A 22,588-nucleotide genomic window follows, 5' to 3' on the forward strand; every position below is an offset into this window, starting at 1 on the left:
CACCCGACGCAGTTAAGCTGCAAGCCTTCTGTTGGAGTTCCTTTTCCATGCTGACCCTGGGCAACATTTTCGTCCTCATGCTGCTGGCGACTGCCGGCGCCTGGCTGTGGCACGCCCATGGCCTGCGTGAACGGGCGCTCGAACGCGTCAAACAGCACTGCGCCAAACTTGATCTTGAGTTGCTCGACGGCAACGTGGCGCTGAAGCGACTCGCTTTCAAGCGCGACAATGAGGGCCGCAAGCGCCTGGCGCGGGTGTATAACTTCGAGTTCACGGTTACTGGTGAGCATCGGCATCCCGGCACGATCACGATGTTCGGCGCCCACGCGGCGCAGATCGATCTGGCGCCCTACCCGTTCGAAATCAAAGACCCGAAACCGACCGCCGAGATCATTCAGCTGAGCCAATGGCGTCAGGAACACAACAAGTGGAAGCAGTGATCCTCTGTGGATAACTCGTCTCAGAGCAGACAGGCCGCCAGCGCTGTCTGCAAAGTGGCCTCGTCCTGAGGCCCATGGAAGATCAGCTCGAGGCGAGAGTCCTTGCGCCACTCACTCGACGTCCATTCCAGCGCACTCCCGTTCACCGCATTGCCTGAGATCCACCCCTTTTCGCTGTGGATAACCAGCTTGGCACGCCGCCAGCCTAAGGTTTGCAGCCAGGACTGCACTTTCGCCGCATCAAACACACGCTCAGGATGCCAGCGCCAGCCGATGCTACAGCCTTCTGACTGTTGCTGGCTCAGGCACACCGGCGCCATTGGATCTATCCAAACTGCGGGGAGTTGCGGCAATGACCGGGGGATGGCCGGATTCTCGGAGCCAGCGTGGGGGCTGGATTCGATGCCGGGCAACGAATCCAGCGCCAATACGCCGTGGTCGGTCCAGTAAAGTCCGTTCGGCGGCAGTGCGGCGATGATTGCCTTTCGCGCGACGGCGTCCAGCCCTTCAGATTTGTTCAGCACCAATAGGCCAGCTTGAGCCAAGGCGTCTCGCTGGCTATCAGGCAGCTCTTTGCCCTCGGCGAGTGCCTGAGCGTCGAGGACCATAACAGTGGGCTGGATCGCCAGGACTCCGATCCAGGGCGCCTCGTGTAATTGCTTGATCAGCTGGACCGGATGCCCCAGCCCGGAGGGCTCGATGAGCAAGCGGTCCGGCTTGGCCCTGCGCAACAGCCGGCCGAGCCCAATTTGAAAAGGCGCGCCATTGACGCAGCACAGGCAACCGCCAGCCACTTCGCCAAGTGCGATACCATCGTCGCCGGTCGTCAGCAGCGCCGCATCCAGGCCTATCTGGCCGAACTCATTGATCAGCACAGCCCAGCGCTCGTGCGCAGGCTTCTGCTTGAGAAGATGCCTGATCAGGCTCGTCTTGCCGGCACCTAACGGGCCAGCGATGACATGAGTGGGGATGTTCTGCAGCATGTCGGCCATTCTTGAGATCGCTCCTGAAATGAGCGCTGACGGAGGTAATTGATGCGAGCAATCGGGCTGCCCATGGGGCTGGCGTGGGCGCTGTTGGCGATGACGTCGACGCAGGCCTGGGCCGAGTCGTGCGTCGTGCACAGCCAAGGCGAGCGAGTGGACGTCAAAGTCTGTCAGGAGAATGTGAACATCCCGCCAGACCTGTTCCATGACGGTTTCTGCAAACCCCAGCTCAAGGATCAGAAAACCGACGTCACCTACGCGGAACAGTGCCCTTCAGGTTCATTTGGCCAGTGCAGCAACGCGCAGGTGGCCAATATGCCTTATCGGCAGAACATTCACTATTACGGCGTGGCCAGCGACGCTGCATTTCTCAAACCGTTCTGCGAGCATCAGAGCAAGGGCATCTGGAAAACGCAGTAAGACCGAGAAGTTTCACGCCGCATCCCCGTACCAGTCGCCAAACGGATCAGGCATCGAGCGCCAGTCTGCAACGCCGCCCGCCATCTCGACGTCGGTCAGCAGGCATTGATCAAGCTCTGCCGCCAGCCGGGCAAAGTCGATGTTCTGCCCGATGAACACCAGTTCCTGACGGCAATCGCCGGTCTCCGCCTCCCAGCTGCGCATGATCACTTGAGTACTTTCGTCATCCTGCGGCCACTGCGCCTTGGGTACGAAGCGCCACCAACGACCGGCGAAACCGTGACGCATCAAGCCGCCGGCCTGGGACCAACTGCCGGCGTCCTCGTGCTTGCTGGCGAGCCAGAAAAAGCCCTTTGAGCGCAGCAGTCGGCCGTTTTCCCACGGCGCGTTCAGGAAGTCGAAAAAGCGTTGGGGGTGAAAAGGCCGACGCGCCCGATAAGCCGTGGACGCGATGCCATATTCTTCGCTCTCCGGCGCATGTTCGCCACGCAACTCCCTGAGCCAGCCCGGTGCCTGCGCCGCTCGCTCGAAGTCGAAACGGCCGGTGTCGAGGATCTTGCCGAGGGGTACGGCGCCCATGACCATCGACAGAATCTCCGCCTGGCTGTTGAGCCGCCGCAAAATTGCCATCAGTTCCCTGCGATCAGCTGAGCTGATCAGATCGATCTTGCTGATCAGAATCACGTCGGCGAACTCGACCTGCTCAATCAGCAGATCGGTGATCGCCCGCTCGTCATCTTCGCCCAGCGACTCGCCGCGGGTGCCCAGGCTTTCAGCAGCGTTGAAGTCCTGCAGAAAATTAAGGCCATCGACCACTGTCACCATGGTGTCGAGACGGGCGACATCGGCCAAGCTCCGGCCCTGCTCGTCGCGAAAGGTGAATGTCTCCGCCACGGGAAGCGGCTCGGAAATGCCCGTGGATTCGATCAGCAGATAGTCGAACCGGCCTTCATGGGCCAGCCGGCTGACCTCTTCCAGCAAGTCTTCGCGCAGGGTGCAGCAAATACAGCCGTTGCTCATCTCCACCAGTTTTTCTTCCGCCCGATTGAGGCTGACGTCCCGCTGAACTTCGCTGCCGTCGATATTGATCTCACTCATGTCGTTGACGATCACGGCGACGCGCAGATTGTCTCGATTGCGCAGGATGTGGTTCAGCAGCGTGCTTTTGCCAGCGCCAAGGAAGCCGGATAGGACGGTAACGGGAAGGCGGTTCATGAAGGTTTCACCAGAGTGCGGATGCGTTCGCTTTTTACGTTATAGTATAACGATACACAGACGCTAACCTTTTTTGAGGCCGCTTCATGATTCGGTTGTTTTGGTTATTGGTGGGCTTGTTGGCGTTGAGCACGCAGGCGTTCGCCATGCCGCCCTCGCCCAGGCTGGACAAGGCGCTGTGCACACGCACCGCGACGCTATTGGCCTGCATCGATGCCGACAACAACACATACACCGTGGCGGTGGCAGGGAAAACCATGTTCCTGCGCGGCTTTGAGAGCATGGGCAATCGCCGCTGGGCTCAAACCAACAGCCGTTATGGCTCGCTGACGTTTTTCACCGGGCTGGCATCGGACGGCGAGACGTGGGTGGGTTACATCCAGAAAGTGGGGTGGACGACGATCAGTCGAGTATCAAGTTCGAGCGGGAGCCGAACCAAGATCACCTGCGACCGGGTAATGGGTTGTCGGTGAGCTGACCCCTGCAGCATCAGGGAAGATTCCGTCGTCCATACGCCGTGCTGGCTCCCTGGCAAACACTGTCCATGTGAGAGTGAGCTTGCTCACGAAGACGGTGTTCCAGGCGCTATACATGCAGCGGTGTTCCGACCTCTTCGCGAGCAAGCTCGCTCCCACAATGGGTGTTTAGGCAGGTGAATCTGCAGTGGGGTCAAGTTTGATGAAAGCGAACTTGCACAACCTGCCTCACGACTTAGTCCGTCAGACCAACGCCTCATTCGCCTTTTGCTCCTGCCGCCACGCCACGTACGAGCCTGCCGGCGGATTGCGCTCGAAGTAGCGCTTCATGCCATCAAATAACCCATCGGCGACGGCCTGTTGATGGCGCGCGGTGACGAGGCGCTGGCTGTCGCGACTGTTGGAGATGAAGCCGGTTTCGACCAGAATCGACGGCACATCGGGTGACTTCAGCACCGCAAAACCGGCCTGCTCCACGCGCTTCTGGTGCAGCGTCGTGATCCCTTCCAGGCTGCCCAGTACGGTGTGACCCAGATCCAGACTCGCGGCGATCGTGGCGTTCATCGACATGTCGAGAATCACGCCGGCCAGCATCGGGTCCTTGTCTTTCAGGTTAAGGAGGCTGGTCGCGCCGATCAGGTCGGCGCCGTTTTCACGCTGGGCCATGAAGCGCGCCGTGGCAGATGTCGCGCCGTTCTCCGACAAAGCAAACACCGACGCGCCTGAAGCTGTCAACCGAGGCGCTGCGTCGGCGTGGACCGAGATGAACATGTCAGCGTTGTATTTGCGTGCGACGTCGACGCGCTTGCGCAGCGGAACGAAGAAGTCGTCATTGCGGACCAGGCGCACATCAAAGCCCTTTTCGCGCTTCAAGCGTTTGGCGAGCAACTGCGCGATGGACAGCACGACGTCCTTTTCCCGCTCACCCTTCGAGCCAACGGCGCCCGGGTCCTTTCCACCGTGGCCTGCGTCGACGACCACCATGATGTCGCGCTTGGATCGATCTCTCCCTGCGGTCTGCGCGGGTGGCTCTTCCGCCAATGGCGCAGCTGCGGCCAACTGCACCGGAGGACGGGAAAGCACGTCATGGCCCAGATCCAGCACCAGCCGGTTGCCCTGCGCGCCTTCGGGGCCCAGCAGGAAACTGTTGAGCTGCACGGGCGATGCGAGATCAAGGACGATGCGCGTATCACTCTGACCGAAGTGGCCGGAGCGAATGGATTTGATCGGCGTGTTTTCGAGCGCCAGCTGACTGAAGTTTCCCTCAAGCCGCGCGCCGCTGACATCGATGATGATCCGTTCAGGCGCGCTGAGCGTAAAGGTCTTGTATTGAACCGGGCCACTGAGATCAAACACGAGCCGCAGCTTGCTATCAGTACGCCACAGCCGGGCGTTTCGGATCTGCGTCGCATTGACTGAGAATGGCAGCGCGAAGGCGGCGCTGGCCAAAAGCATGTTAAGCAGCATTTGACGTCGGTGCATGGCACGTTCCGAAGGCGAAGAGCATCCCGGCTCAGAGATGGAGGGTAATGGTTACAATATAACAGCGGGAGTATCGGACGAAGATGAAGCTTTTTATAAGATCGGCGGGATTTTAGTGAGCCTCTTCAACGCCTAAGGCGGAAAAGCTCATGTGAAACAATAAGATGTTCCACGTGGAACACGACTGGCTTTCAAGACAGACAAAAACGCCCTGACAAGTCAGGGCGCTTAATGAGCAGAGAGAATCAGGTCCTTGGTTTTACAGTGCCGCACTGCTGACCGAGCCAAACAGCGCGCGTGTCCATGCTGCCGTTCTGTTGCTGGCCTGTCGCGTTGAAAGAACCGATGACATGGGTATTGAACTCACGGTCACTGAGAAACTGTGCAGTACCCGTGCCTTGAGCGCGAGGGCAACTGAACTTAAATTTCCAGGTCGCGCCGGTGCGTTCGGTAATCTGCTGGGTGCAGCCCGATTTCGGGTCCGTCAGTGGGATCTGTTCATTTTTGACCTGATCCTGCGTGAGGCAAATACGAACGCCCTTCCCACCCAGAGTAACGCCTTGTTTTTCCAGCATTTGTTCCATGGCTGCACGCTGCTGCGGCGCCATCATTTGCAATTGCGACAGCATCACTTGCAGGTCCGGCATCTGCTGGCCGTCCACCTGCATGTTGCTGGAGCTCAGTTCCCACAGTCCAGGCTGCAGAACCTGCGCCTGGGCGAAGGGCGCAGTCATACAAACCATCAACGCCAGTACGCGTTTTTTCATGAATCGGGTTCCTTTAATGACTCTTAGGCATCTTGAAGCGACCTGTATGCAGGTCACTGAACGATGACGATTAGACGGTAGATCGGGCAGCCAGTTGCAGCCTCAATAAAATAGCGACAATCCCGGCGCCTTGTGGTCTGTTAGACACCAATAAGCTTATGGCACAAGGTTGCGCATGGATTACCACAGCCCGTATTTCTTTGGCTATCTGCTCGGTTTCACTCACCTGCTGGGCATTGTCGCAGCTATCCACGCCTTACTCACGGTGCGTACGGCTCAGGGCTCAATCGCTTGGGCGATGCCTCTTATCTTCATCCCTTATGTCGCACTGATTCCGTATCTGGTTTTCGGGAGGAGTACGTTCGACGCGTACATCAAGGCGCGGCGTCAGGCGAACACCGAAATGCGCGTGGCGATTGCCGACTTCAACTGGAAGCCATGGATTGAAGAGGCGGTGGCGGCGCGGCGCTCGGACGCTTATCGCTCCCTGCGCGCGATGCCGAAGCTGGGACGCATGCCGTGCCTGGCGAACAACGAAGTTAAGCTGTTGATCAACGGTGATGAAACGTTTGGCGCGATCTTCGAGGCCATAAAAAGCGCCCGGCAAGTGGTGTTCGTGCAGTTTTTCATCATCCACGACGATGATCTGGGTCGCCGCCTGCAAGGGTTGCTGCTGGAGAAGGCCGCTGAAGGCGTGGCGATTCATGTGCTTTACGACCGCATTGGCAGCCATGCGCTGCCGGCGCATTACATCGAGAAACTCCGCGATGGCGGCGTGCAGATCAAGGCCTTTGCCACACGAGGCGGCTGGCTGACACGCTTTCAGATCAACTTCCGTAACCACCGCAAGATCGTCGTGGTGGATGGCATCAAAGGCTTTGTTGGCGGGCACAACGTGGGCGATGAGTACCTCGGCCTCAAGCCGCCGCTGGCGCCATGGCGCGATACCCATGTGAGCGTTGTCGGACCTGTCGTGGCGTGCCTGCAGGAATCGTTCGCCGAGGACTGGTTCTGGGCGACCCGCGAGATACCGCCGCTGATCCTGCCCGACAGTTACCCGGAAGACGGCGTGCTGTGTCAGTTACTCGCCAGCGGACCGGCCGATGCCCAGGAAACCTGCTCGTTGTTCTTCGTCGAAGCCATTCACGCGGCCACCGAACGGGTGTGGATCACAACCCCATATTTCATTCCCGATGAGCCAGTCTCAGCAGCACTGCGATTGGCGGTACTGCGCGGCGTGGATGTTCGCTTGCTGCTGCCGTCGCGTCCTGACCACTACACGGTGTACGCCGCCTCCAGCCTGTTTGCCTTTGAGGCCGTGCGCGCAGGCGTTCGCATCTTTCGCTACAAGCCCGGCTTTCTGCACCAGAAGGTGGTGCTGGTGGATAACGCGATCTCGGCAATCGGCAGCGCCAACCTGGACAACCGTTCGTTCCGGCTCAACTTCGAACTCATGCTGTTGACCGTGGACGAAGATTTCGCACGCGAGGTCGAAACCATGTTGATCGACGACTTCGCCCTCTCTCACGAGATTTCCAGCGAAGAAAGCAAAGAGACCCATCATTTGCAGCAGTTGGGAATGCGGGTGGCCCGGCTGATTTCGCCGATTCTGTGAGTGGTATTGAAGGCCTGTGGAAGTCAGCTGACTCCCACAGGCTTGGGGCACTCACCGGTACAAATCATCCCGCGTCAGCGGCAAATGATGGCTGCCGTCTGCATGCGGCTTGACCGCCAGGATCTGGTGCAGGTTGATCCAGCCCTTGGAAAACGCATAGGCACAGCCAGCCAGATACAACCGGAAGATTCTCAGCGCCTGCTCAGGCACCATCGCAGCGGCGACGTCGAGCTTCTCTTCCAGGCGGGCGCTCCAGTGCTCAAGGGTCTTGGCGTAATGCAGGCGCAGACTTTCCACATCGACGACTTCCAGACCCGCCTCGCTGATAAACCCGGTAATCATCGACAGGTGCGGCAGCTCACCGTTGGGAAACACATAGCGATCAATGAAGTCACCCGCGCCGCGCCCCACAGGACGCCCGTCGGTGTGCTTGGCGGTAATGCCGTGGTTCATCACCAGACCGCCCTCCTTTACTGCGTCGAACAGGCATTTTGCGTAAAGCTCGAGATTGGCGTGGCCGACATGCTCGAACATGCCGACGCTGACGACCTTGTCGAAGCGGCCGTCTTTGGGCAGATCCCGGTAATCGAGCAGCTGCAGTTCGACACGGTCCTGCAGACCGTCCGCGCGCACCCGCGCCTGGGCCAGCGCCAGTTGCTCGCGGCTCAACGTGATGCCGAACACCTTGACGCCGTACTCACTCGCGGCGAAGCGGGAAAGCCCTCCCCAGCCACAGCCGACATCGAGCAGGTATTCCCCCGGTTTGAGGCGCAGCTTGCGGCACAAGTGGTGAAACTTGTCCTGTTGGGCCTGATCGAGCGTCTCGTTGCCGGTCTTGAAATACGCGCAGGAGTAGACCATTTCGCGGTCAAGCCACAGGCGGTAGAAGTCATTGGAAAGATCGTAGTGGTAGGAAATTGATGCGGCGTCGGTGGCCTTGTCATGCTCGGTGCGCACAGGGAGATTGTCGTCGTCCTCATCCACCAGTGCCTTGGTCAGCTCGTCGCACACCCGGACGACTTCGCTGATCGAGCCTTCCAGCTCAAGCCGGCCTTCAACGAAGGCGCTGCCAAGCAGGCCCAGACTTGGGTGCGTGAAATCGGAGACAAGGGTCGGGTCCTTGACCACGATCGTGACGCGGGGATCACTGCCCAAATCAAGCTCGTTGCCGTCCCAGAGCTTGAGACGCAGCGGCAGATGAAGGTTCTGTAACGCCGGTGGAAGTTGCGCGAGCATATGAAATCCCCCTGATCCAGCTACATGGAAAAGGGTAGTCCATAACCGGCTCCAGATCAGGAGCCTTCAGGCGATTGGCTGGTTTGAACGACGACGAACCTACAACGGGTACGACGCTGTGCCCCAGAATTCGAGCCAGTGTGACGCCTGTAAATGGAGCACCCCGAAACGAGACTGGAGTTAATTTGTAACAGAGTTCTTCAAAGCTCAAGCCAATTTTAATACTTAGCGGAGGCCTCTAACCCGGCGTTTTCGGTACAAGCGCCGGGGAATCTGGCTCAGGAGGGATTGTGAAACTTCGCAATGGGCTCGTGAAAACGCAGCAATCGACCAGCATTACCCAGCACGAGCAGCGTGCTGAGGTTATGCAAGACCGCAGCGATCATGGCGCCTGCCGCACCCAGCACACCGAAAGCCGCCATGGCGACAATGGCCAGCGTCCAGCCGAGTCCGATGATCACGTTCACCTGCAAGGTGTGACGGCACTGCCGGCTCAGTCGCACACAGGTGCCCAAGCGGCGCAGGTCACTGCCGATCAAGACGATGTCGGCGGAGGCCAACGCGATGTCCGCCCCGCCCGCCCCCATCGCAACGCCGACCACCCCCGCTTTCAGCGCCAGCGAGTCGTTGATGCCATCGCCGACGACCATCGGACGAAAGCCCTTCTTGATTTCGCTCATGACCCGATTGAGCTTGTCCTCGGGCAACGCCTGGGCGTGGATATCGCTGATGCCGACCTCGTGACCCAGGCTGTCGGCGACACTCTGGCGATCACCGGTCAGCAACAACTGCCGACCCAAGCCCAGCTCGCGCAGCTCACTTAGGGCCTGACGAGCCTCGGGCTTGAGGCTGTCGGCCAGCAGCAGCCACGCCAGGAAACGGCCATTCACCGCGAGCCCGGCAATCGGGCCGTCATGATCGGGAGCCGGTGAGGTCGCGATGCCCAACTGCGCGAAGAGCTCAGGCCGCCCTAACGCCGCTTCACCCCGGGCGGTCTGTGCGACGACGCCCAGCCCCTGGCGCTCACGAATATGGTCCAGAGGGAGCAGATGATCCTTGTCGACCAACGTCGCCAGCGCGCGACTGACCGGATGACTGCTCGCTGAACCCAGACTTGCCGCCAGTGCGATCACGTCGTCGCCCGCGTCCTCCTCCGCCTGGACCGACTGCAGACGCAAACTGCCGTAGGTCAGTGTGCCGGTCTTGTCGACGACCAGCGACGTAAGGTCGGCCAGTTCTTCTAGAAATGCCGAACTGCGAATCAGAATGCCGTGGCGCGCGGCGACTGCAATGCCGGCGATGGCTGTCGCTGGCGCTGACAGCACCAACGCGCAGGGACACGCAGCGACCAACACGGCCAGCATGGCCTGGGCGTTATTGGTGATGAACCAGGTCACGGCCGCGATCAACAGCACCAGCACCATGTAGCTGCCGGCATACTTTTCCAGCAGGCGAGTAATGGGCGGTTTGGAGCGTTCGGCGCTTTGCATCAGCGCGATGACCTTGCCCAGGGTCGACTCGTTGCCGATACGCGTCACTTCGATACGCAGCAGCCCGTCGAGATTGATCGCGCCGCCGAAGACTTCCATGCCTGCACGCGCTTCAAGCGGGACCGACTCGCCGGTAATGGGCGCCGTGTCGAGGCTGGCCTGCCCCGAGATCACCAAGCCGTCAGCAGGGACACGGTCGCCAGCGCGTACTTCGACGCGATCACCTGCCACCAGCGTGCCGTTGTCAACTTCGCGGATCACGCCATCCTTGTCGATCAGCCGGGCATGGCTGCGGGTCAAACGGCCCAGTGCCTGAATGGCCTCCTGGGAGCCAATCACGCTGCGCTCCTCCAGCACGTGGCCGAAGATCATGATGATGGGCAGCAGCGCTGCGGTCATCAGATCGCCCGTCGCCCAGGCGCCGAGCATGGCCAGCGCAATCAGTTGATCGGTAATGCCGTGCAGGCTGGGATGACGCAGGCTGTGCCAGCCAGCGCTGACCACCGGGATGGCCACCAACAGCGAGGCGGCGCCCAGCAGCAATTGGCTGACGCCGACTTGCTCGGGCGAGAAGAATCGCCAGACCAGCCCCAATGCAAGCAAGCCCAGGGCAAGCATCGCCAGCGTCAGCTGACGGGCTGCGCTGCGCTGTTCGCGACTGGTGAGCATGCTGCCGGGCGCGACTGGCGCGGCATGCTCGTGAGAAGAGTCGTGGGAATGGTTATGCACGGCTTCGCCACTCATTTGTCAGCTCCCTGAATGATCAGGCGGGAATCGTCGCGGGGGTCGACCGTGGTCACTGAGCCCGCCTGTTTCAGGATCGCGGGCACCCGCTCGCGGTAGATGCGCAGCAGCAATCCAGGATCGCTCTTGTTCTGGATCGACTGGGTCAACCCCGTCACCGCAGCGGTGTCGGTCTGCGCCTTGGCCAGCCGTTCGGACGCCTGGGCATGGGCGACCTGCAGGGTACGGTCAGCCTGCTGATTGGCGATCTGATTGAGTTTCTCTGCATCCGTGCGCGCGTTTGCCACCGCCTGATCGGCCTGCTGACTCGCAGTCAGTACCGCGTTGAAAGCATTCACGGCAGCCGCCGGCAGACTCGACTGCACATCGACACGCACGACTTCGACGCCCAGACCGACGCCGGTGGTCGTCAGCTCGCCGAGCCGCGTATTGATGCCCTGCACCAGGTCGCCACGCAGACGTTCGCGCCGCTCGGCGGACTGGCTGTCGGAGCCCACCAGCTCGGGACGCGCCACCAGAATGGTGTCCAGGTCCCGCGCCGCCGTGAGGCTGACGGCGCTGCGATTGACCAGACGATCCAGCGCCGGCAGCACGTGCTCGCCTTGCAGCACGAACGCTCGTGGGTCAGTCACTTTGTAGTACGCCGTCACGTCGAGTTGTACGACACCGGCGTCGCCTGTGAGCAGATAACCCGAGCCTGCCAGCGCGTCGCTCATCGGCGTCGCGAAGCTGGTGATCTTGTCGGCTGCCAACGCAGTGGGTGAGCGCAACAGCGTTTCGACGTGCCGCTCGATCACGCGATCAGCGGAAGGCAGCAGCACCACCTGCTCGAACGGTTGCGGCCAGGCCAGCAGCAACCCGGCGTTCTGCACGCGGTCCAGCTCGCCAAAGCGAAACACCACCGCCCGGTTCTGTGGATCGATTTCTCGCACGTTGGAAACCGCCCAGCCGAGCGCCGCCAGCAGGGTCACGACGTACAGCCCCAAAAACGCCAGCCGACTGGCCTGCAGCCAAGGGCTGTTCACCACCGGCCGCTCGATGTGCGCAGCGTCTTGCTCGGTCATGGCTGCGTTCCAGCCTTGCCATCCAGGGTCGGCGGGCCGTCCACGAGCACCCGGAACGGCGCGGCATCGGTGCGCAGAATCAGTTTGGTGCTCGGCCCCACCACGGTGCCGAGGGTGTCCAGCGAGCGCAGCAAGTTGTACAGCTGGGGCGAACCGGCGTAGGCGCGCCCGTAAATCTGCGCCGCTTCGACGCGGGATTGCGCCTCGATGTCGGCAGCTTTCACGGTGGCGTCGGCCTCGACAATCCGCGCGTCGCGTTCCGCAGCGGAGCGGATCTGCGCCGCCTCGCGCTTGCCGATGGCGGTGCGCTCGGTGGCGATCGTCTCGCGCTCGGCGCGCATCCGGTCGACCGTCGCGTTGAGTGTCACCGACGGCAGCGTCAGACGCTCGACCCCCACTTGCAGGACGCGAACCCCGTAGGTGGTCAGCAGTTGCTTGTCGATCTGCTGACGCAGCTGGTTTTCGAAATCGGCGATGCGCACCTGATTGGCGTCGGTGTTGATCAGACTCGACAGATCGAAGCTGGCGGCAGTGGTCTCCAGTGCCGAGCCGACGAAGGTGCGGATCTGCCGGGCTGCTTCGTCCGGCTGGTTTTGCACGGCGCGCATGAAGCGCTTCACGTTGTCCGGATCGCCCTGCACCTGCCAGGCCACGTACGCCTGAACGATGATGCGCAGGCCGTCACGGGTACCGACGTCCTGCAAGCCACTCGAGGTGGTGCGCAAACGCAGGTCGACGGGGATCGCTGCTTCGAATGGCGCCGGCCAGCGCCAGCTCAGGCCGGGATCGAGCAGCACTCGCGCCGGATTGCCGAAGCGCGTAATGACCGTCGCCTCGCCGGAGCGCACCTGCACCAGACTCGCCGCCGCGACCGCGAAAGCAATCAGCACCGCCGCCAGCGCAGCGCGACGCCACGGAAATACGGCCGGGCCGGAGGCTTCGCCATGGTGATGACCGTGATGATGGCCGCCATGACCGTGACCGCTGTGGTCGTGGCCAGAATGGTCGTGATGATCGTGGGAATGAAACAGGCTCAAGGGAAGACTCCTTATTCAGCCGAGGGCTGGTCAGCTGATTGGGTCGACGCTGCGGGGTCGACCGGGAGGGTAAAAGATCGCAAATCAATGGTCGGCGCGCTGGTGCCGCCGAGCCGATGATCCAGCACCAGCAACTTGGCGTGGGTCAGCCCCTGGGTCAGCTGACTGAAGTACTGCTCGAGCAGGAATGCCTGGCCCGCCTTGGCGTAGCCCTGCTGTTCAGCGCTGAAACGCAAATCCGCCCCTTGCGCGGTGGCCATCACTTCCCGCGAGGTGGCCGCCGCTTGATCGTGGGCCATGCTGGCGTGCAGCTGCGCCACATTGGCCTGATCGGCCGCCGCGCCACGTTCCCGGGCAATCAGTGCCTGAGCGCTGATCTGCGCGGCCTGGACAGCGTGATAGGCGTTGGCCGCCCCTGCTGGCGGATGAATCGACTCGACCACGGTGGCAAGAATTTCCACGCCGCTGTCGAGCTTTTTCAGGTCGCGCTGCACGGCGTCGCCGATGTCGGCCGCCAGGTCGTTGCGCTGCTCACCCAGCAATTCGTCGAGGGTGCGGGAAGCAAAGTCGTGCACCAGCACGCGGCTGGCGGTGCTGCGAATCAGGCTGGGAATGTCGGCGCTGTTGTACGTCGCGGCCAGTGCGGCTTCGTCGGTCAAACCGATGCGGTAGACAAAGCGCACATCCATGTTGACGATCTGGAAGCTTTGTTTGTCTCCCGAGCCACTGGCGATCACTTGCGACTTGTCGTTGATGTGCGTGGCGTCCCACAGACGGTTGGCAATGGCAGGCGGCGGGCCTTCGGCAGGGTCAAGGGTCTGCTCGGCGCCCGCTCCCTCCGAGACGCTGGTCGCCAGCTCGTGGACCACGCCATTTTCCACCGCCAGCACCGTTCCGAAGGGCCAGGGCAGACCGGCGTGCAGCCCCGGCTCCAGAACTTCAACCGGTTTGCCGAAGCGCTCGTAAATGCCGCGGCCCTGCATGGGGATTTCGTGAACACCGCTCAGCAACCAGCCGAGGCCGACGATGACCACCAGCACCGGCAGAAAGGCGCGGCGCATGTAGGTAAACGCCCAGATCTGCCGCAGGTCGATGCCGAAGCGGTTGTGCAACTCGTTTTGCAACGCCAGCAGCGGGCGCGGCGGCCAGCGCAGCAGACCGGCGACAAAGCTGGTGGCGATCAAGCGCGGCTCAAGGCGTTCATTGCGCGGACTAAAAACGGACAGCAACGCGCGGGTGAGCAACTCTACAGCAACCAGCCCTGGCAAGAGTCCGATCAACACTGCGAGCCGGGCGGGCCATACGCGATCAACGGAGGAGAAAAACAGGCAGAACGCCGTGACCAGTAGCGTACCGATGGCGACCTTGGTGATCTGCGCCAACTGCTCGGCTTCAGGCCAACTGGCCTCGGACTCGTTGCTGAATTGCCGCTCCAGCACCAGCAGCGCAAAACCGATCAACAGGAGCAAACCGCCGACCACGTTACCGACGAGGCCGACGTTGCTGCCCGACAGCGCGAGGTTCCAGATCAGGCCAATGCTGATCAGCGACAGCAACGCCCAGCCCGCCAACCAAAACACTGGCAATCCGACCTGGCCGACCATTGAGGTCCCGGCACCGCTGATGCGTCCGAGCACGCGGTCGTACCAGCCCTGCTCTTCACTGTGAAGCAGCGCTTCTTCGTCTGTTCGAATCGACTCAGGCGGTGCGATAACGCCGGCGCGCCACTGGCTGACCACGTGGGCCGACTGCAATGCCGCCGCCAGCACAAGCAGGCTGGCAGCGCTGTTCGTCAGCACCGCCGTCCACAGCGAGTTGGGGGAAAAGAGGTCGACGAATAGCGACACCACCAGGCCGATGACGCCCATCGCCCCTGTCAGGTACGTCAGCCGTGAAAGACGTCTCGATTGAACAGCCGCCTGCTGAAATCGCGGCAGGCTCGCCGGTGCAACGCCCTCATCATCCAGATCAACCCGCATTGCAACTCCAAAGCCCGTTTAACGCTGCCATTCATCACTCCTCCCGCCCACTCACTGGCGTTGCAACTACGCGGCGCAAGTCACGCTGACACAGGGCGTTACGATATAACAGAAGTCGTGAAATTTTCGTCTCATTATTCGTTTGCGTAACGCGAGACGCGGGATCAGACAGGCAGCAGACAGGTAGATATCGCCTGACGTCGTATCGAGTTTAGTCACTGCCCAGACGGGAAGGCGCCTACCCGGCTAGCGCCGGTCCTGCACACTTCCCGCGGTGCAATGAGCGAACTCGCTCGCTTGACTTTGAAGCGCTTCCGGGAGAAATATTACGTCCATCATTTAAGCCGCCCAAGTGACGCGCGACATTTGTCCAGACGCGGCTACGCTTCCCTCCATTGCTGGATCCTCGAGGAGTACGTTCATGAGTCACTACGACGTTGTCATCATTGGTGGCGGCCCCGGCGGCTACAACGCGGCGATCCATGCGGGCCAGAAAGGCTTGAAAGTGGCGTGCATCGAAGGCCGTGAAACATTAGGCGGCACGTGCCTCAACGTCGGCTGCATTCCTTCCAAATCGTTGCTTCACGCCTCGGAACTGTATGAGGCAGCGACGGGCGAGGAATTCAAGAAGCTCGGCATCGAGGTCACGCCGACGCTGAACCTGCCCCAGATGATGGCGCAAAAGGCTGAAAGCGTGACAGGCCTGACTAAAGGCATCGAGTTTCTGTTTCGCAAATACAAGGCCGACTGGATCAAGGGCTGGGGCCGCCTCGCGGGGCCTGGCAAGGTCATCGTCACCGACGCTGCAGGTGCTGAAACCGAGCTGACCGCCAAGGACATCATCATCGCCACCGGCTCCGAGCCAACCCCCTTGCCAGGCGTGACCATCGACAACAAACGGATTCTCGACTCCACCGGCGCACTGTCGTTGAGCGAAGTGCCCAAGCATCTGGTGGTGATAGGCGCGGGGGTCATCGGTCTTGAGCTGGGCTCGGTCTGGCGCCGGTTGGGGGCGAAGGTGACGGTGGTCGAATTTCTCGACCATGTAGCCCATGGCACTGACCTGGAGGCGGGCAAGACGCTGCACCGCTCGCTGTCGCGTCAGGGGATGGCGTTCAAACTCGGCTCGAAGGTCACCTCTGCCGTCGCTGCGGAAACCGGCGTCACCCTGACAGTCGAACCCGCCGCCGGTGGGGAAGCCGAGCAGATCGAAGCGGACTACGTGCTGGTGTCCATCGGCCGTCGCCCGGTAACGAAAGGGCTGGGCCTGGAAACCGTCGGCCTGGACGTGGACAAGCGCGGCATCCTGTCCAACACGGGGCATCGCACGGCGGTGGAGGGTATCTGGGTAATTGGCGACGTGACGTCAGGCCCGATGCTTGCGCACAAGGCGGAGGACGAAGCCGGCGTGTGTGTCGAGCGCATCGTCGGCAAGAAAGGCGAGCTGAATTACAACCTGATCCCCAACGTCATCTACACCCAGCCCGAGCTGGCCAGCGTCGGTAAAACGGAAGAGCAACTGAAGGAGGAAGGTCGCGCTTACAAGGTGGGCAAATTCCCGTTCAGTGCCAACAGCCGCGCCAAGGTCAATCACGAAACGGACGGCTTCGCGAAAGTGCTGGCGGATGAGCGAACCGATGAGATTCTCGGTGTACACCTTGTCGGCCCAAGTGTGAGCGAGATGATCGCGGAGTACTGCGTGGCGATGGAGTTCGCCGCGTCTGCCGAGGACATCGCCCTGACCTGCCATCCCCACCCGACACGGTCCGAGGCGCTGCGTCAGGCGGCGATGGGTGTCGGCGGACATACCACGCAGGCCTGAAATGCGCCGCCAAAATCGACCGATCAAGCAACACGTTGAAGCGAAATCGGTGGTGCCCTGAAACGATTTTTTTCCCTTTGCGCGAACAAGATGCCGAGATTGTTATCTGTTTGTTGGTAATTTGCGTTCGGCAAGGATTGGGAAAGCGCACTTTTTTGTGCAGGAAGGCACAGCATCTTCAGAGGCTTCACCATATGAATCGCAGGAATCTCTTGAAAGCGTCCATGGCGCTGGCAGCCTATAGCGCGCTACCCGCCTCAGGTCTTTATGCAGCACGCGCGCTGGCTGCGGCGGCCGATGGCGACATCGAACACTTTGACTTCAAGACCTTGCAGGACAACGCCAGGCAGATGGCCGGCAAGCCTTACGTCAGCACCAAGCAGAACCTGCCGCCAACCCTGGCGAACATGACGCCCCAGCAATTCAACGCGATCAAGTACGACGCCGGCCATTCACTGTGGAACGACGTGAAAGGCCAACTGGACGTGCATTTCTTCCACGTCGGCGCGGGCTTCAAGACCCCGGTGCGCATGTACAGCGTCGACCCGGCCACCCAGCAGGCGCGTGAAGTGCATTTCCGTCCCGAGCTGTTCAACTACGAAGCCAGTCGCATCGACCAGAGTCAGCTCAAGGGCGACCTGGGCTTCGCTGGTTTCAAACTGTTCAAAGCCCCCGAGATTGCCATCAACGACATCCTGTCGTTCCTGGGCGCCAGCTACTTCCGCGCCATCGACAGCAACAAACAATACGGCCTCTCCGCACGGGGTCTGGCGATCGACACCTACGCCCACAGCCCTGAAGAATTCCCTGACTTCACACAGTTCTGGTTCGAGAAGCCGACCAAGGACGCCACACGCTTCGTGGTCTACGCCCTGCTGGACTCCCCCAGTGCGACCGGCGCGTATCGCTTCGACATCGATTGCCAGGCTGACCGCGTGGTGATGGACATCGACGCGCACATCAATGCACGGGCCGACATCGAGCAGTTGGGCATTGCAACCATGACCAGCATGTTCAGCTGCGGCACTCACGAACGCCGCATGTGCGACACCCTTCACCCGGAAATCCACGACTCCGACCGGCTGGCCATGTGGCGCGGCAACGGCGAATGGATCTGCCGCCCGCTTAACAACCCGGCCAAGATCCAGTTCAACGCCTTCGCCGACAAAGACCCGAAAGGCTTTGGTCTGGTGCAGACCGATCACGACTTCAAGACCTATCAGGACACCGTGGACTGGTACCACCGCAGGCCGAGCCTGTGGGTCGAGCCAACAACGGCATGGGGCGAGGGCTCCATCGATCTGCTGGAACTGCCGACCACGGGCGAAACCCTGGACAACATCGTCGCGTTCTGGAACCCGAAAGTGCCAGTCAAGGCCGGCATGTCGATGAACTACGGCTACAAGCTCTACTGGAGCCCACTGCCCCCGGTCAGCACCCCGCTGGCTCAAGTGCATGCGACGCGATCAGGCATGGGCGGTTTTATCGAAGGCTGGGCACCTGGCGAGCACTACCCGGAAGTCTGGGCGCGGCGTTTTGCCGTGGACTTCAACGGCGGCGGGCTGGACCGCTTGCCGGAAGGTTCGGGCATCGAGCCGGTGGTCACCGTGTCCCACGGCAAGATCCAGGATTTCAATGTGCTGGTGCTGCCGGACATCAAGGGGTTCCGCGTGACCTTCGATTGGTACCCGACCAGCGGCTCCGTAGAGCCCGTGGAGATGCGCATGTTCATCAAGACCGGTGATCGCACGTTGAGCGAGACCTGGCTGTACCAGTACTTCCCGCCGGCACCGGACAAGCGCCGCTACACCTGATTTTGATCACCTGAGGGGGTAACGGGATTCGAGTGCGTTTGCTAAACGGCGTATCAGCCGCTGGATATTCAGCGGTGGATACGCCGTACTTGTAACGAAAATGAGTCATAGATAGTGGCCAACAGACTTGTATTTCTCCTCCTTTTAACAGCGTCAATTTTCTATCTGCTATACAAATCAATAAGTTACGAATACAGATATTCAGCCATCATTAAATATGTCCGTAAATTTGACTAATTGATTGACAGCCCTCCAATCTGCGGCTGATATATCCCTGTCGCACTGCTCGCGAGGGGACCGAAACGCCCTTCTCCTCCCCCGCTGCGACCACCCAAATCATCGCGACTGCACGCCATCCACGGCCATTGCTGCTCGGCCGGGCGGTAGCTTTTTCGCCTGGCGGCCTGCTCGCACGCTGACGCTTATCACACGTACAAATGCTCCCGAGGGGCTGCACATGATGTCGACTTCCCCCGTCTACGTTGAAAAACCTTCTTTACTTTCATTCGATAAATCCACGGCGATCGCGCTGGTCGCGATCAGCCTGATGCTGGTTGAGACCTTCAACGGGGCTTTGCGTTTCTATCTGGATCAGGCAGGGATCTCCGTATTGCTCTACGCCCCGAAGGTCGCCTGCCTGCTGTTCTTCGCATTGGAACTGCGCAGCTTCAAAGCCGGGCCGGGCGTTTGGTTGAGCCTGCTGGTGCTGTTGCTGTCGGCGGGATGGGCAGCGCTGAATGGCGCCCAGGCCGGGAATTTCGCATTTGCGCTGTACGGGATCAGCCCGCTGCTCTTCGGGATTGCCTGCGGTGACCAGATCATTCGCCACAAGCGCCTATTCATGTGGGCGATTGCCTTCTGCCTGCTGGCGTCGCTGGGCGGCATTGCCCTCGACCGCTACGTCAGTCTGCCGTGGAAGGGCTACAGCTACACCGTCGGCGGCACCGAGCTAAGCGCCAACACCGCATGGACTTCCGAAGACATGGACCGCCCGGCCGGATTTGCGCGAATCTCCAGCTCACTGGCCATCATCATCTCGATTCTCAGTCTGTACCTGATGGCGACCCTGCGCTCGAAGTTACTGGGGCTGGTGGTCTGCGTGATCGGTCTGGCCGGGGTGATTTTGACCACCAGTAAGGCGCCAGCATTGGCGTTTATCGGCGGAACGGGTCTGCTATTGATGTTGCGGTTTCGCTGGACAGTACGGGCGACCATCGTTGTCGCGGTCGTACTCGGCATGTCACTGCCCTTCGTGGCGATGATGACCGACTTTGATGCCAACAAGATCTCAGCCACCAGTTCGCTGGCGTCCATCTACGACCGGCTGATCAACACCTGGCCCAACGTCATTCGGACGCTGATGGATGAGGATCGAACGCTCACGGGTGTGGGCTTCGGGCTGGTTGGCAGTGCCGTCGCCGCTTTCCCCGTTGTCGGCGCCGACATCTTCATGGTGTCCGACAGCACCGTGGTGTACCTGTGGGCGACGTTTGGCTTGGCCGGGCTGTTTCTCTACGCCCTGCACATCCCGTTGTTTTTCATCCTGGCCGACAGTGTCAGCCGTTATGGCCAGGCGTTGCTGGTGACGAGTTTTTGCATCTGCATTGTCAGCTGGACGACCGACACACTGGAAGTTACCCTCGCCAACATGTTCCTGGGCATGGCCATCGGCCATGCACTGGCCATGAAATCGCGGGGCAGACTGCGGGCCCCAAAGCCCCATGAGTTGCCCACGTGGAACGGCCTCCCGGGCCTGAGTTGACCGAGGCAATCCCATGAGCTTTCGCAGCATCGGCCTGAGCGGCCTGGCACTGATGGCCGCCCTGTGCGCGGCCAATGTCGCCGTGGCCGAGCCGTTTATCGTCGGCGTCGCTACCCATTCAATGAATAACACCGGGCAACCGCTGCGCAGCCTTCAGATGGCAAGCGTGGCGGGCGTCACGTCCATTCGCGATGACGCCTTCTGGTCTACGGCCGAACCTGTGCGCGGCCAGATGCAGATCATTGCGCCGTGGCGCGCATGGCTGAGCACTGCCAAGGGACTGAATCTCACACCGATGGTCATTCTCGGCTACGGCAGCTCATATCAGGGGGGCGCAAAGCCGCGCATACCTGCGGTCAAGATTCCGTACCTGAAATACGTGGACTACCTCACCCGCCAGTTGGGCAGTCCGGTCAGGTTCTATGAGGTCTGGAACGAGTGGGACCTGGACGGCCCGACCGATCCGCGCCTGAGCAATGACTACGTCACGCTGGTCCGTGACGCGGCACCGATCGTTCGCAAGAACAATCCCCAGGCGCTGGTACTCGCTGGCGCCGTAACGACCATGGGCATCAAGAGTGGCTTCGTCGACCGTATCCTGGCTGCAGGGGTGATGAAGTACGCCGATGGCATCTCCCTGCACCCATACGTGCACTGCGAAGGCAGCTACCGCAACACGCCGGAAAGCTGGATCGGCTGGATGCGTGATCTGGACCGTCGAATCAGCACCAAGGTTGGGAGGCCGGTGCCGCTGTATCTGACCGAGATGAGCTGGCCAAGCCACAATGGCAACTGCGGCGTCAGCGCCGAGCGCCAGTCTGCGTACCTGGCGCGCGCGTACTTCCTCATCCGCACCGTGCCGAATGTAAAAGGCATGTGGTGGTATGACCTGATCAACGATGGCACCAACCGCAACGAGCAGGAGCACAACTTTGGCCTGCTTGATGCCGATCTCCGTGCGAAACCGGCTTATTCCGTACTGAAGGCCATCAGCCCTTATCTGCCTCAGTTCACCTACGAGCCGGCAAACAGCCTGCAGTCCGACGGCGTCTTCCAACTGGCATTCAGCAATGGCCGCGAGCGCATTCTGGTGGCGTGGGTCAGCGGTCGCGAGCACGAAGTCACCATCAGCGCCCCCGCCATGAAGAACAAGCCGGTGCGCATCCTCGACACGCAGACGCCGGACAAAGGCATGACCGACTCCCCGCAGCAGTGGGTGTGCGACGCCCAGCGCTGCTCGGCCCGGCTGACGCTGACGGAGTTTCCGAAAATCATTCGCCTAAGCCCTGACATCTGAGCCGCGACGCCTGACGATGGCATCTGTTCCAACCCGCCTGACCTGTCAGCGCGGGTTTTTTTATGTGCGGCAGATTCAGATAGTGGCGTTACGACATTTACTGGACATGTCTTACTGCTACCTTACGGCTTGGGGGCAGACACGCTGCCGGGGGAACGTATGGGGCTTCGGGGAAGATTCATCGTCGGCTGTTTACTCGGGCTGCTCATGCTGCCAGCAGTAGCTGAACCGTACGTCGCTGGCGGAGCTCAGTGGAAGCCGTATGCCTTTGAGGACGAGGATGGCCATCTGGCGGGGATCTCCATCGACATCGCGCGACGCGTGATGAAGCTGGCCGACCTGGACGTTACCTTCGTCAGCTACCCGGTCAATCGCCTGCAGTCGATGCTGCGCAAGGGCGAGATCGATATCAACTACGCTGACGCGCTGATCTGGAACAGCCCCGAGGAGCAACGTCGATACGTGTTCTCCAAGCCCTACTCCACGGTCAGAGAGCACCTGTACTTTCTGGCCGACCACCCTGCCCGCAGCCAGACCATCGCACAACTGGAACACCTGACCATCGGCATGGTTCGGGGCTACAACTACTGGGCCTTGGACCCGGCCATCGAGAAGCGCCGCCTGACCCGGCTGGAAACCTCCAGAGATGAAGCGCTGATCAAGCTACTCCAGAGCAAACGCGTTGACGCCATCGCCATGGTCGACGACATCTTTGATGAGCTGATTTCAAGCAACGACCTCGATCCCGGCCAGTTCGTCCAGGGCGCACGACTCAGCGAAGCGCCCCTGGTGTTCAAGCTTCAGCCGCAATACGCCTCATGGTTGCCGCGGATCAACGGCGCGATCGACAGCCTGAACAAGACGGGCGAGCTGGAGCGCATTCGACGCACGTATTTGCCGGGGAGGCAGGTGGCGAAGTGACCTTCCCGGCTGAAGCCAGTC

General features: G+C 60.9%; 19 protein-coding genes. 10 read left to right on the forward strand and 9 right to left on the reverse strand.

Annotation, left to right across the window (positions count from 1 at the left end; all coding sequences use genetic code 11):
• The first annotated feature begins 47 nt into the window (after positions 1–47).
• Positions 48–440, forward strand: coding sequence for a DUF3301 domain-containing protein (locus QWI20_RS08450; RefSeq protein WP_369305072.1), 393 nt, complete (start codon positions 48–50; stop codon positions 438–440).
• 20 nt (positions 441–460) lie between these two features.
• Here the strand turns inward: QWI20_RS08450 and QWI20_RS08455 are convergent, their stop codons facing one another.
• A complete protein-coding gene (locus QWI20_RS08455) occupies positions 461–1,423 on the reverse strand; it encodes a GTP-binding protein (RefSeq protein WP_369305159.1) in 963 nt (320 codons plus the stop codon).
• Between the two features lie 51 nt (positions 1,424–1,474).
• Here QWI20_RS08455 and QWI20_RS08460 point away from each other — a divergent pair, with 51 nt between their 5' ends.
• Positions 1,475–1,846 carry an NADH:ubiquinone oxidoreductase gene (locus QWI20_RS08460; protein ID WP_369305073.1) on the forward strand — a complete coding sequence of 124 codons (372 nt, stop codon included), beginning with the start codon at positions 1,475–1,477 and terminating at the stop codon, positions 1,844–1,846.
• A gap of 12 nt (positions 1,847–1,858) precedes the next feature.
• On the opposite strand, the gene zigA is transcribed toward QWI20_RS08460, so the two are convergent.
• Positions 1,859–3,061 (reverse strand): zinc metallochaperone GTPase ZigA, encoded by a 1,203-nt coding sequence (gene zigA / locus QWI20_RS08465; protein ID WP_369305074.1) that lies wholly within the window; start codon positions 3,059–3,061, stop codon positions 1,859–1,861.
• A gap of 146 nt (positions 3,062–3,207) precedes the next feature.
• Between zigA and QWI20_RS08470 the strand changes: the two genes are divergently transcribed.
• The gene (locus QWI20_RS08470; RefSeq protein ID WP_369305160.1) at positions 3,208–3,534 is read left to right on the forward strand and encodes a glutamine synthetase; all 327 of its coding nucleotides are present in this window, start codon (positions 3,208–3,210) and stop codon (positions 3,532–3,534) included.
• A gap of 246 nt (positions 3,535–3,780) precedes the next feature.
• On the opposite strand, the gene QWI20_RS08475 is transcribed toward QWI20_RS08470, so the two are convergent.
• Positions 3,781–5,019, reverse strand: coding sequence for an N-acetylmuramoyl-L-alanine amidase (locus QWI20_RS08475; RefSeq protein ID WP_369305075.1), 1,239 nt, complete (start codon positions 5,017–5,019; stop codon positions 3,781–3,783).
• Between QWI20_RS08475 and QWI20_RS08480 the strand changes: the two genes are divergently transcribed.
• Positions 5,018–5,155: a hypothetical protein gene (locus tag QWI20_RS08480; protein WP_369305076.1), complete on the forward strand. Its 138-nt coding sequence runs from the start codon at positions 5,018–5,020 to the stop codon at positions 5,153–5,155. The genes QWI20_RS08475 and QWI20_RS08480 overlap by 2 nt on opposite strands.
• Before the next feature lie 109 nt (positions 5,156–5,264).
• On the opposite strand, the gene QWI20_RS08485 is transcribed toward QWI20_RS08480, so the two are convergent.
• Positions 5,265–5,786, reverse strand: a complete 522-nt coding sequence (locus QWI20_RS08485) for a DUF3617 domain-containing protein (protein ID WP_369305077.1) — start codon at positions 5,784–5,786, stop codon at positions 5,265–5,267.
• 175 nt (positions 5,787–5,961) lie between these two features.
• Between QWI20_RS08485 and cls the strand changes: the two genes are divergently transcribed.
• On the forward strand, positions 5,962–7,401 hold the full coding sequence (gene cls / locus QWI20_RS08490; protein WP_369305078.1) for a cardiolipin synthase: 1,440 nt from the start codon (positions 5,962–5,964) through the stop codon (positions 7,399–7,401).
• Between the two features lie 51 nt (positions 7,402–7,452).
• Here cls and cfaB read toward each other — a convergent pair whose 3' ends face one another.
• The 5 genes from cfaB to hflK form a co-directional block, all read right to left on the reverse strand.
• Positions 7,453–8,637, reverse strand: coding sequence for a C17 cyclopropane fatty acid synthase CfaB (gene cfaB, locus QWI20_RS08495; RefSeq protein ID WP_369305079.1), 1,185 nt, complete (start codon positions 8,635–8,637; stop codon positions 7,453–7,455).
• Between the two features lie 278 nt (positions 8,638–8,915).
• Entirely contained in the window at positions 8,916–10,796 is a 1,881-nt protein-coding gene (locus QWI20_RS08500) for a cation-translocating P-type ATPase (protein WP_369305161.1), read from the reverse strand.
• Positions 10,797–10,867: 71 nt separating this feature from the next.
• Entirely contained in the window at positions 10,868–11,935 is a 1,068-nt protein-coding gene (locus QWI20_RS08505; RefSeq protein WP_369305080.1) for an SPFH domain-containing protein, read from the reverse strand.
• Positions 11,932–12,972: a protease modulator HflC gene (gene hflC, locus QWI20_RS08510; protein ID WP_192174514.1), complete on the reverse strand. Its 1,041-nt coding sequence runs from the start codon at positions 12,970–12,972 to the stop codon at positions 11,932–11,934. The genes QWI20_RS08505 and hflC overlap by 4 nt, the downstream gene beginning before the upstream one ends.
• Positions 12,973–12,983: 11 nt before the next feature.
• The gene (hflK, locus tag QWI20_RS08515) at positions 12,984–14,951 is read right to left on the reverse strand and encodes a protease modulator HflK (RefSeq protein WP_369305081.1); all 1,968 of its coding nucleotides are present in this window, start codon (positions 14,949–14,951) and stop codon (positions 12,984–12,986) included.
• Between the two features lie 421 nt (positions 14,952–15,372).
• Here hflK and lpdA point away from each other — a divergent pair, with 421 nt between their 5' ends.
• From lpdA to QWI20_RS08540, 5 genes are all read left to right on the forward strand, one after another.
• Positions 15,373–16,773: a dihydrolipoyl dehydrogenase gene (gene lpdA / locus QWI20_RS08520; protein WP_369305082.1), complete on the forward strand. Its 1,401-nt coding sequence runs from the start codon at positions 15,373–15,375 to the stop codon at positions 16,771–16,773.
• Between the two features lie 194 nt (positions 16,774–16,967).
• Entirely contained in the window at positions 16,968–18,587 is a 1,620-nt protein-coding gene (locus QWI20_RS08525) for a glucan biosynthesis protein D (protein WP_369305083.1), read from the forward strand.
• A gap of 457 nt (positions 18,588–19,044) precedes the next feature.
• Entirely contained in the window at positions 19,045–20,349 is a 1,305-nt protein-coding gene (locus tag QWI20_RS08530; RefSeq protein ID WP_369305084.1) for an O-antigen ligase family protein, read from the forward strand.
• A 13-nt stretch (positions 20,350–20,362) separates the two neighbouring features.
• Complete coding sequence (locus QWI20_RS08535) at positions 20,363–21,646, forward strand: hypothetical protein (RefSeq protein WP_369305085.1); 1,284 nt, start codon at positions 20,363–20,365, stop codon at positions 21,644–21,646.
• Positions 21,647–21,853: 207 nt separating this feature from the next.
• Complete coding sequence (locus QWI20_RS08540; protein WP_369305086.1) at positions 21,854–22,567, forward strand: substrate-binding periplasmic protein; 714 nt, start codon at positions 21,854–21,856, stop codon at positions 22,565–22,567.
• The last annotated feature ends 21 nt before the right edge of the window (positions 22,568–22,588 follow it).

It is taken from the genome of Pseudomonas sp. W2-17, assembly GCF_041060445.1.
GTDB lineage: Bacteria > Pseudomonadota > Gammaproteobacteria > Pseudomonadales > Pseudomonadaceae > Aquipseudomonas.

Bases quoted from the DNA above. Each gene is read 5' to 3' on its own strand.
- QWI20_RS08450 (WP_369305072.1), top strand. From the start codon at position 48: ATGCTGACCCTGGGCAACATTTTCGTCCTCATGCTGCTGGCGACTGCC.
- QWI20_RS08455 (WP_369305159.1), bottom strand. From the start codon at position 1,423: ATGCTGCAGAACATCCCCACTCATGTCATCGCTGGCCCGTTAGGTGCC.
- QWI20_RS08460 (WP_369305073.1), top strand. From the start codon at position 1,475: ATGCGAGCAATCGGGCTGCCCATGGGGCTGGCGTGGGCGCTGTTGGCG.
- zigA (WP_369305074.1), bottom strand. From the start codon at position 3,061: ATGAACCGCCTTCCCGTTACCGTCCTATCCGGCTTCCTTGGCGCTGGC.
- QWI20_RS08470 (WP_369305160.1), top strand. From the start codon at position 3,208: ATGCCGCCCTCGCCCAGGCTGGACAAGGCGCTGTGCACACGCACCGCG.
- QWI20_RS08480 (WP_369305076.1), top strand. From the start codon at position 5,018: ATGGCACGTTCCGAAGGCGAAGAGCATCCCGGCTCAGAGATGGAGGGT.
- QWI20_RS08475 (WP_369305075.1), bottom strand. From the start codon at position 5,019: ATGCACCGACGTCAAATGCTGCTTAACATGCTTTTGGCCAGCGCCGCC.
- QWI20_RS08485 (WP_369305077.1), bottom strand. From the start codon at position 5,786: ATGAAAAAACGCGTACTGGCGTTGATGGTTTGTATGACTGCGCCCTTC.
- cls (WP_369305078.1), top strand. From the start codon at position 5,962: ATGGATTACCACAGCCCGTATTTCTTTGGCTATCTGCTCGGTTTCACT.
- cfaB (WP_369305079.1), bottom strand. From the start codon at position 8,637: ATGCTCGCGCAACTTCCACCGGCGTTACAGAACCTTCATCTGCCGCTG.
- QWI20_RS08500 (WP_369305161.1), bottom strand. From the start codon at position 10,796: ATGCTCACCAGTCGCGAACAGCGCAGCGCAGCCCGTCAGCTGACGCTG.
- QWI20_RS08505 (WP_369305080.1), bottom strand. From the start codon at position 11,935: ATGACCGAGCAAGACGCTGCGCACATCGAGCGGCCGGTGGTGAACAGC.
- hflK (WP_369305081.1), bottom strand. From the start codon at position 14,951: ATGCGGGTTGATCTGGATGATGAGGGCGTTGCACCGGCGAGCCTGCCG.
- lpdA (WP_369305082.1), top strand. From the start codon at position 15,373: ATGAGTCACTACGACGTTGTCATCATTGGTGGCGGCCCCGGCGGCTAC.
- QWI20_RS08525 (WP_369305083.1), top strand. From the start codon at position 16,968: ATGAATCGCAGGAATCTCTTGAAAGCGTCCATGGCGCTGGCAGCCTAT.
- QWI20_RS08530 (WP_369305084.1), top strand. From the start codon at position 19,045: ATGATGTCGACTTCCCCCGTCTACGTTGAAAAACCTTCTTTACTTTCA.
- QWI20_RS08535 (WP_369305085.1), top strand. From the start codon at position 20,363: ATGAGCTTTCGCAGCATCGGCCTGAGCGGCCTGGCACTGATGGCCGCC.
- QWI20_RS08540 (WP_369305086.1), top strand. From the start codon at position 21,854: ATGCTGCCAGCAGTAGCTGAACCGTACGTCGCTGGCGGAGCTCAGTGG.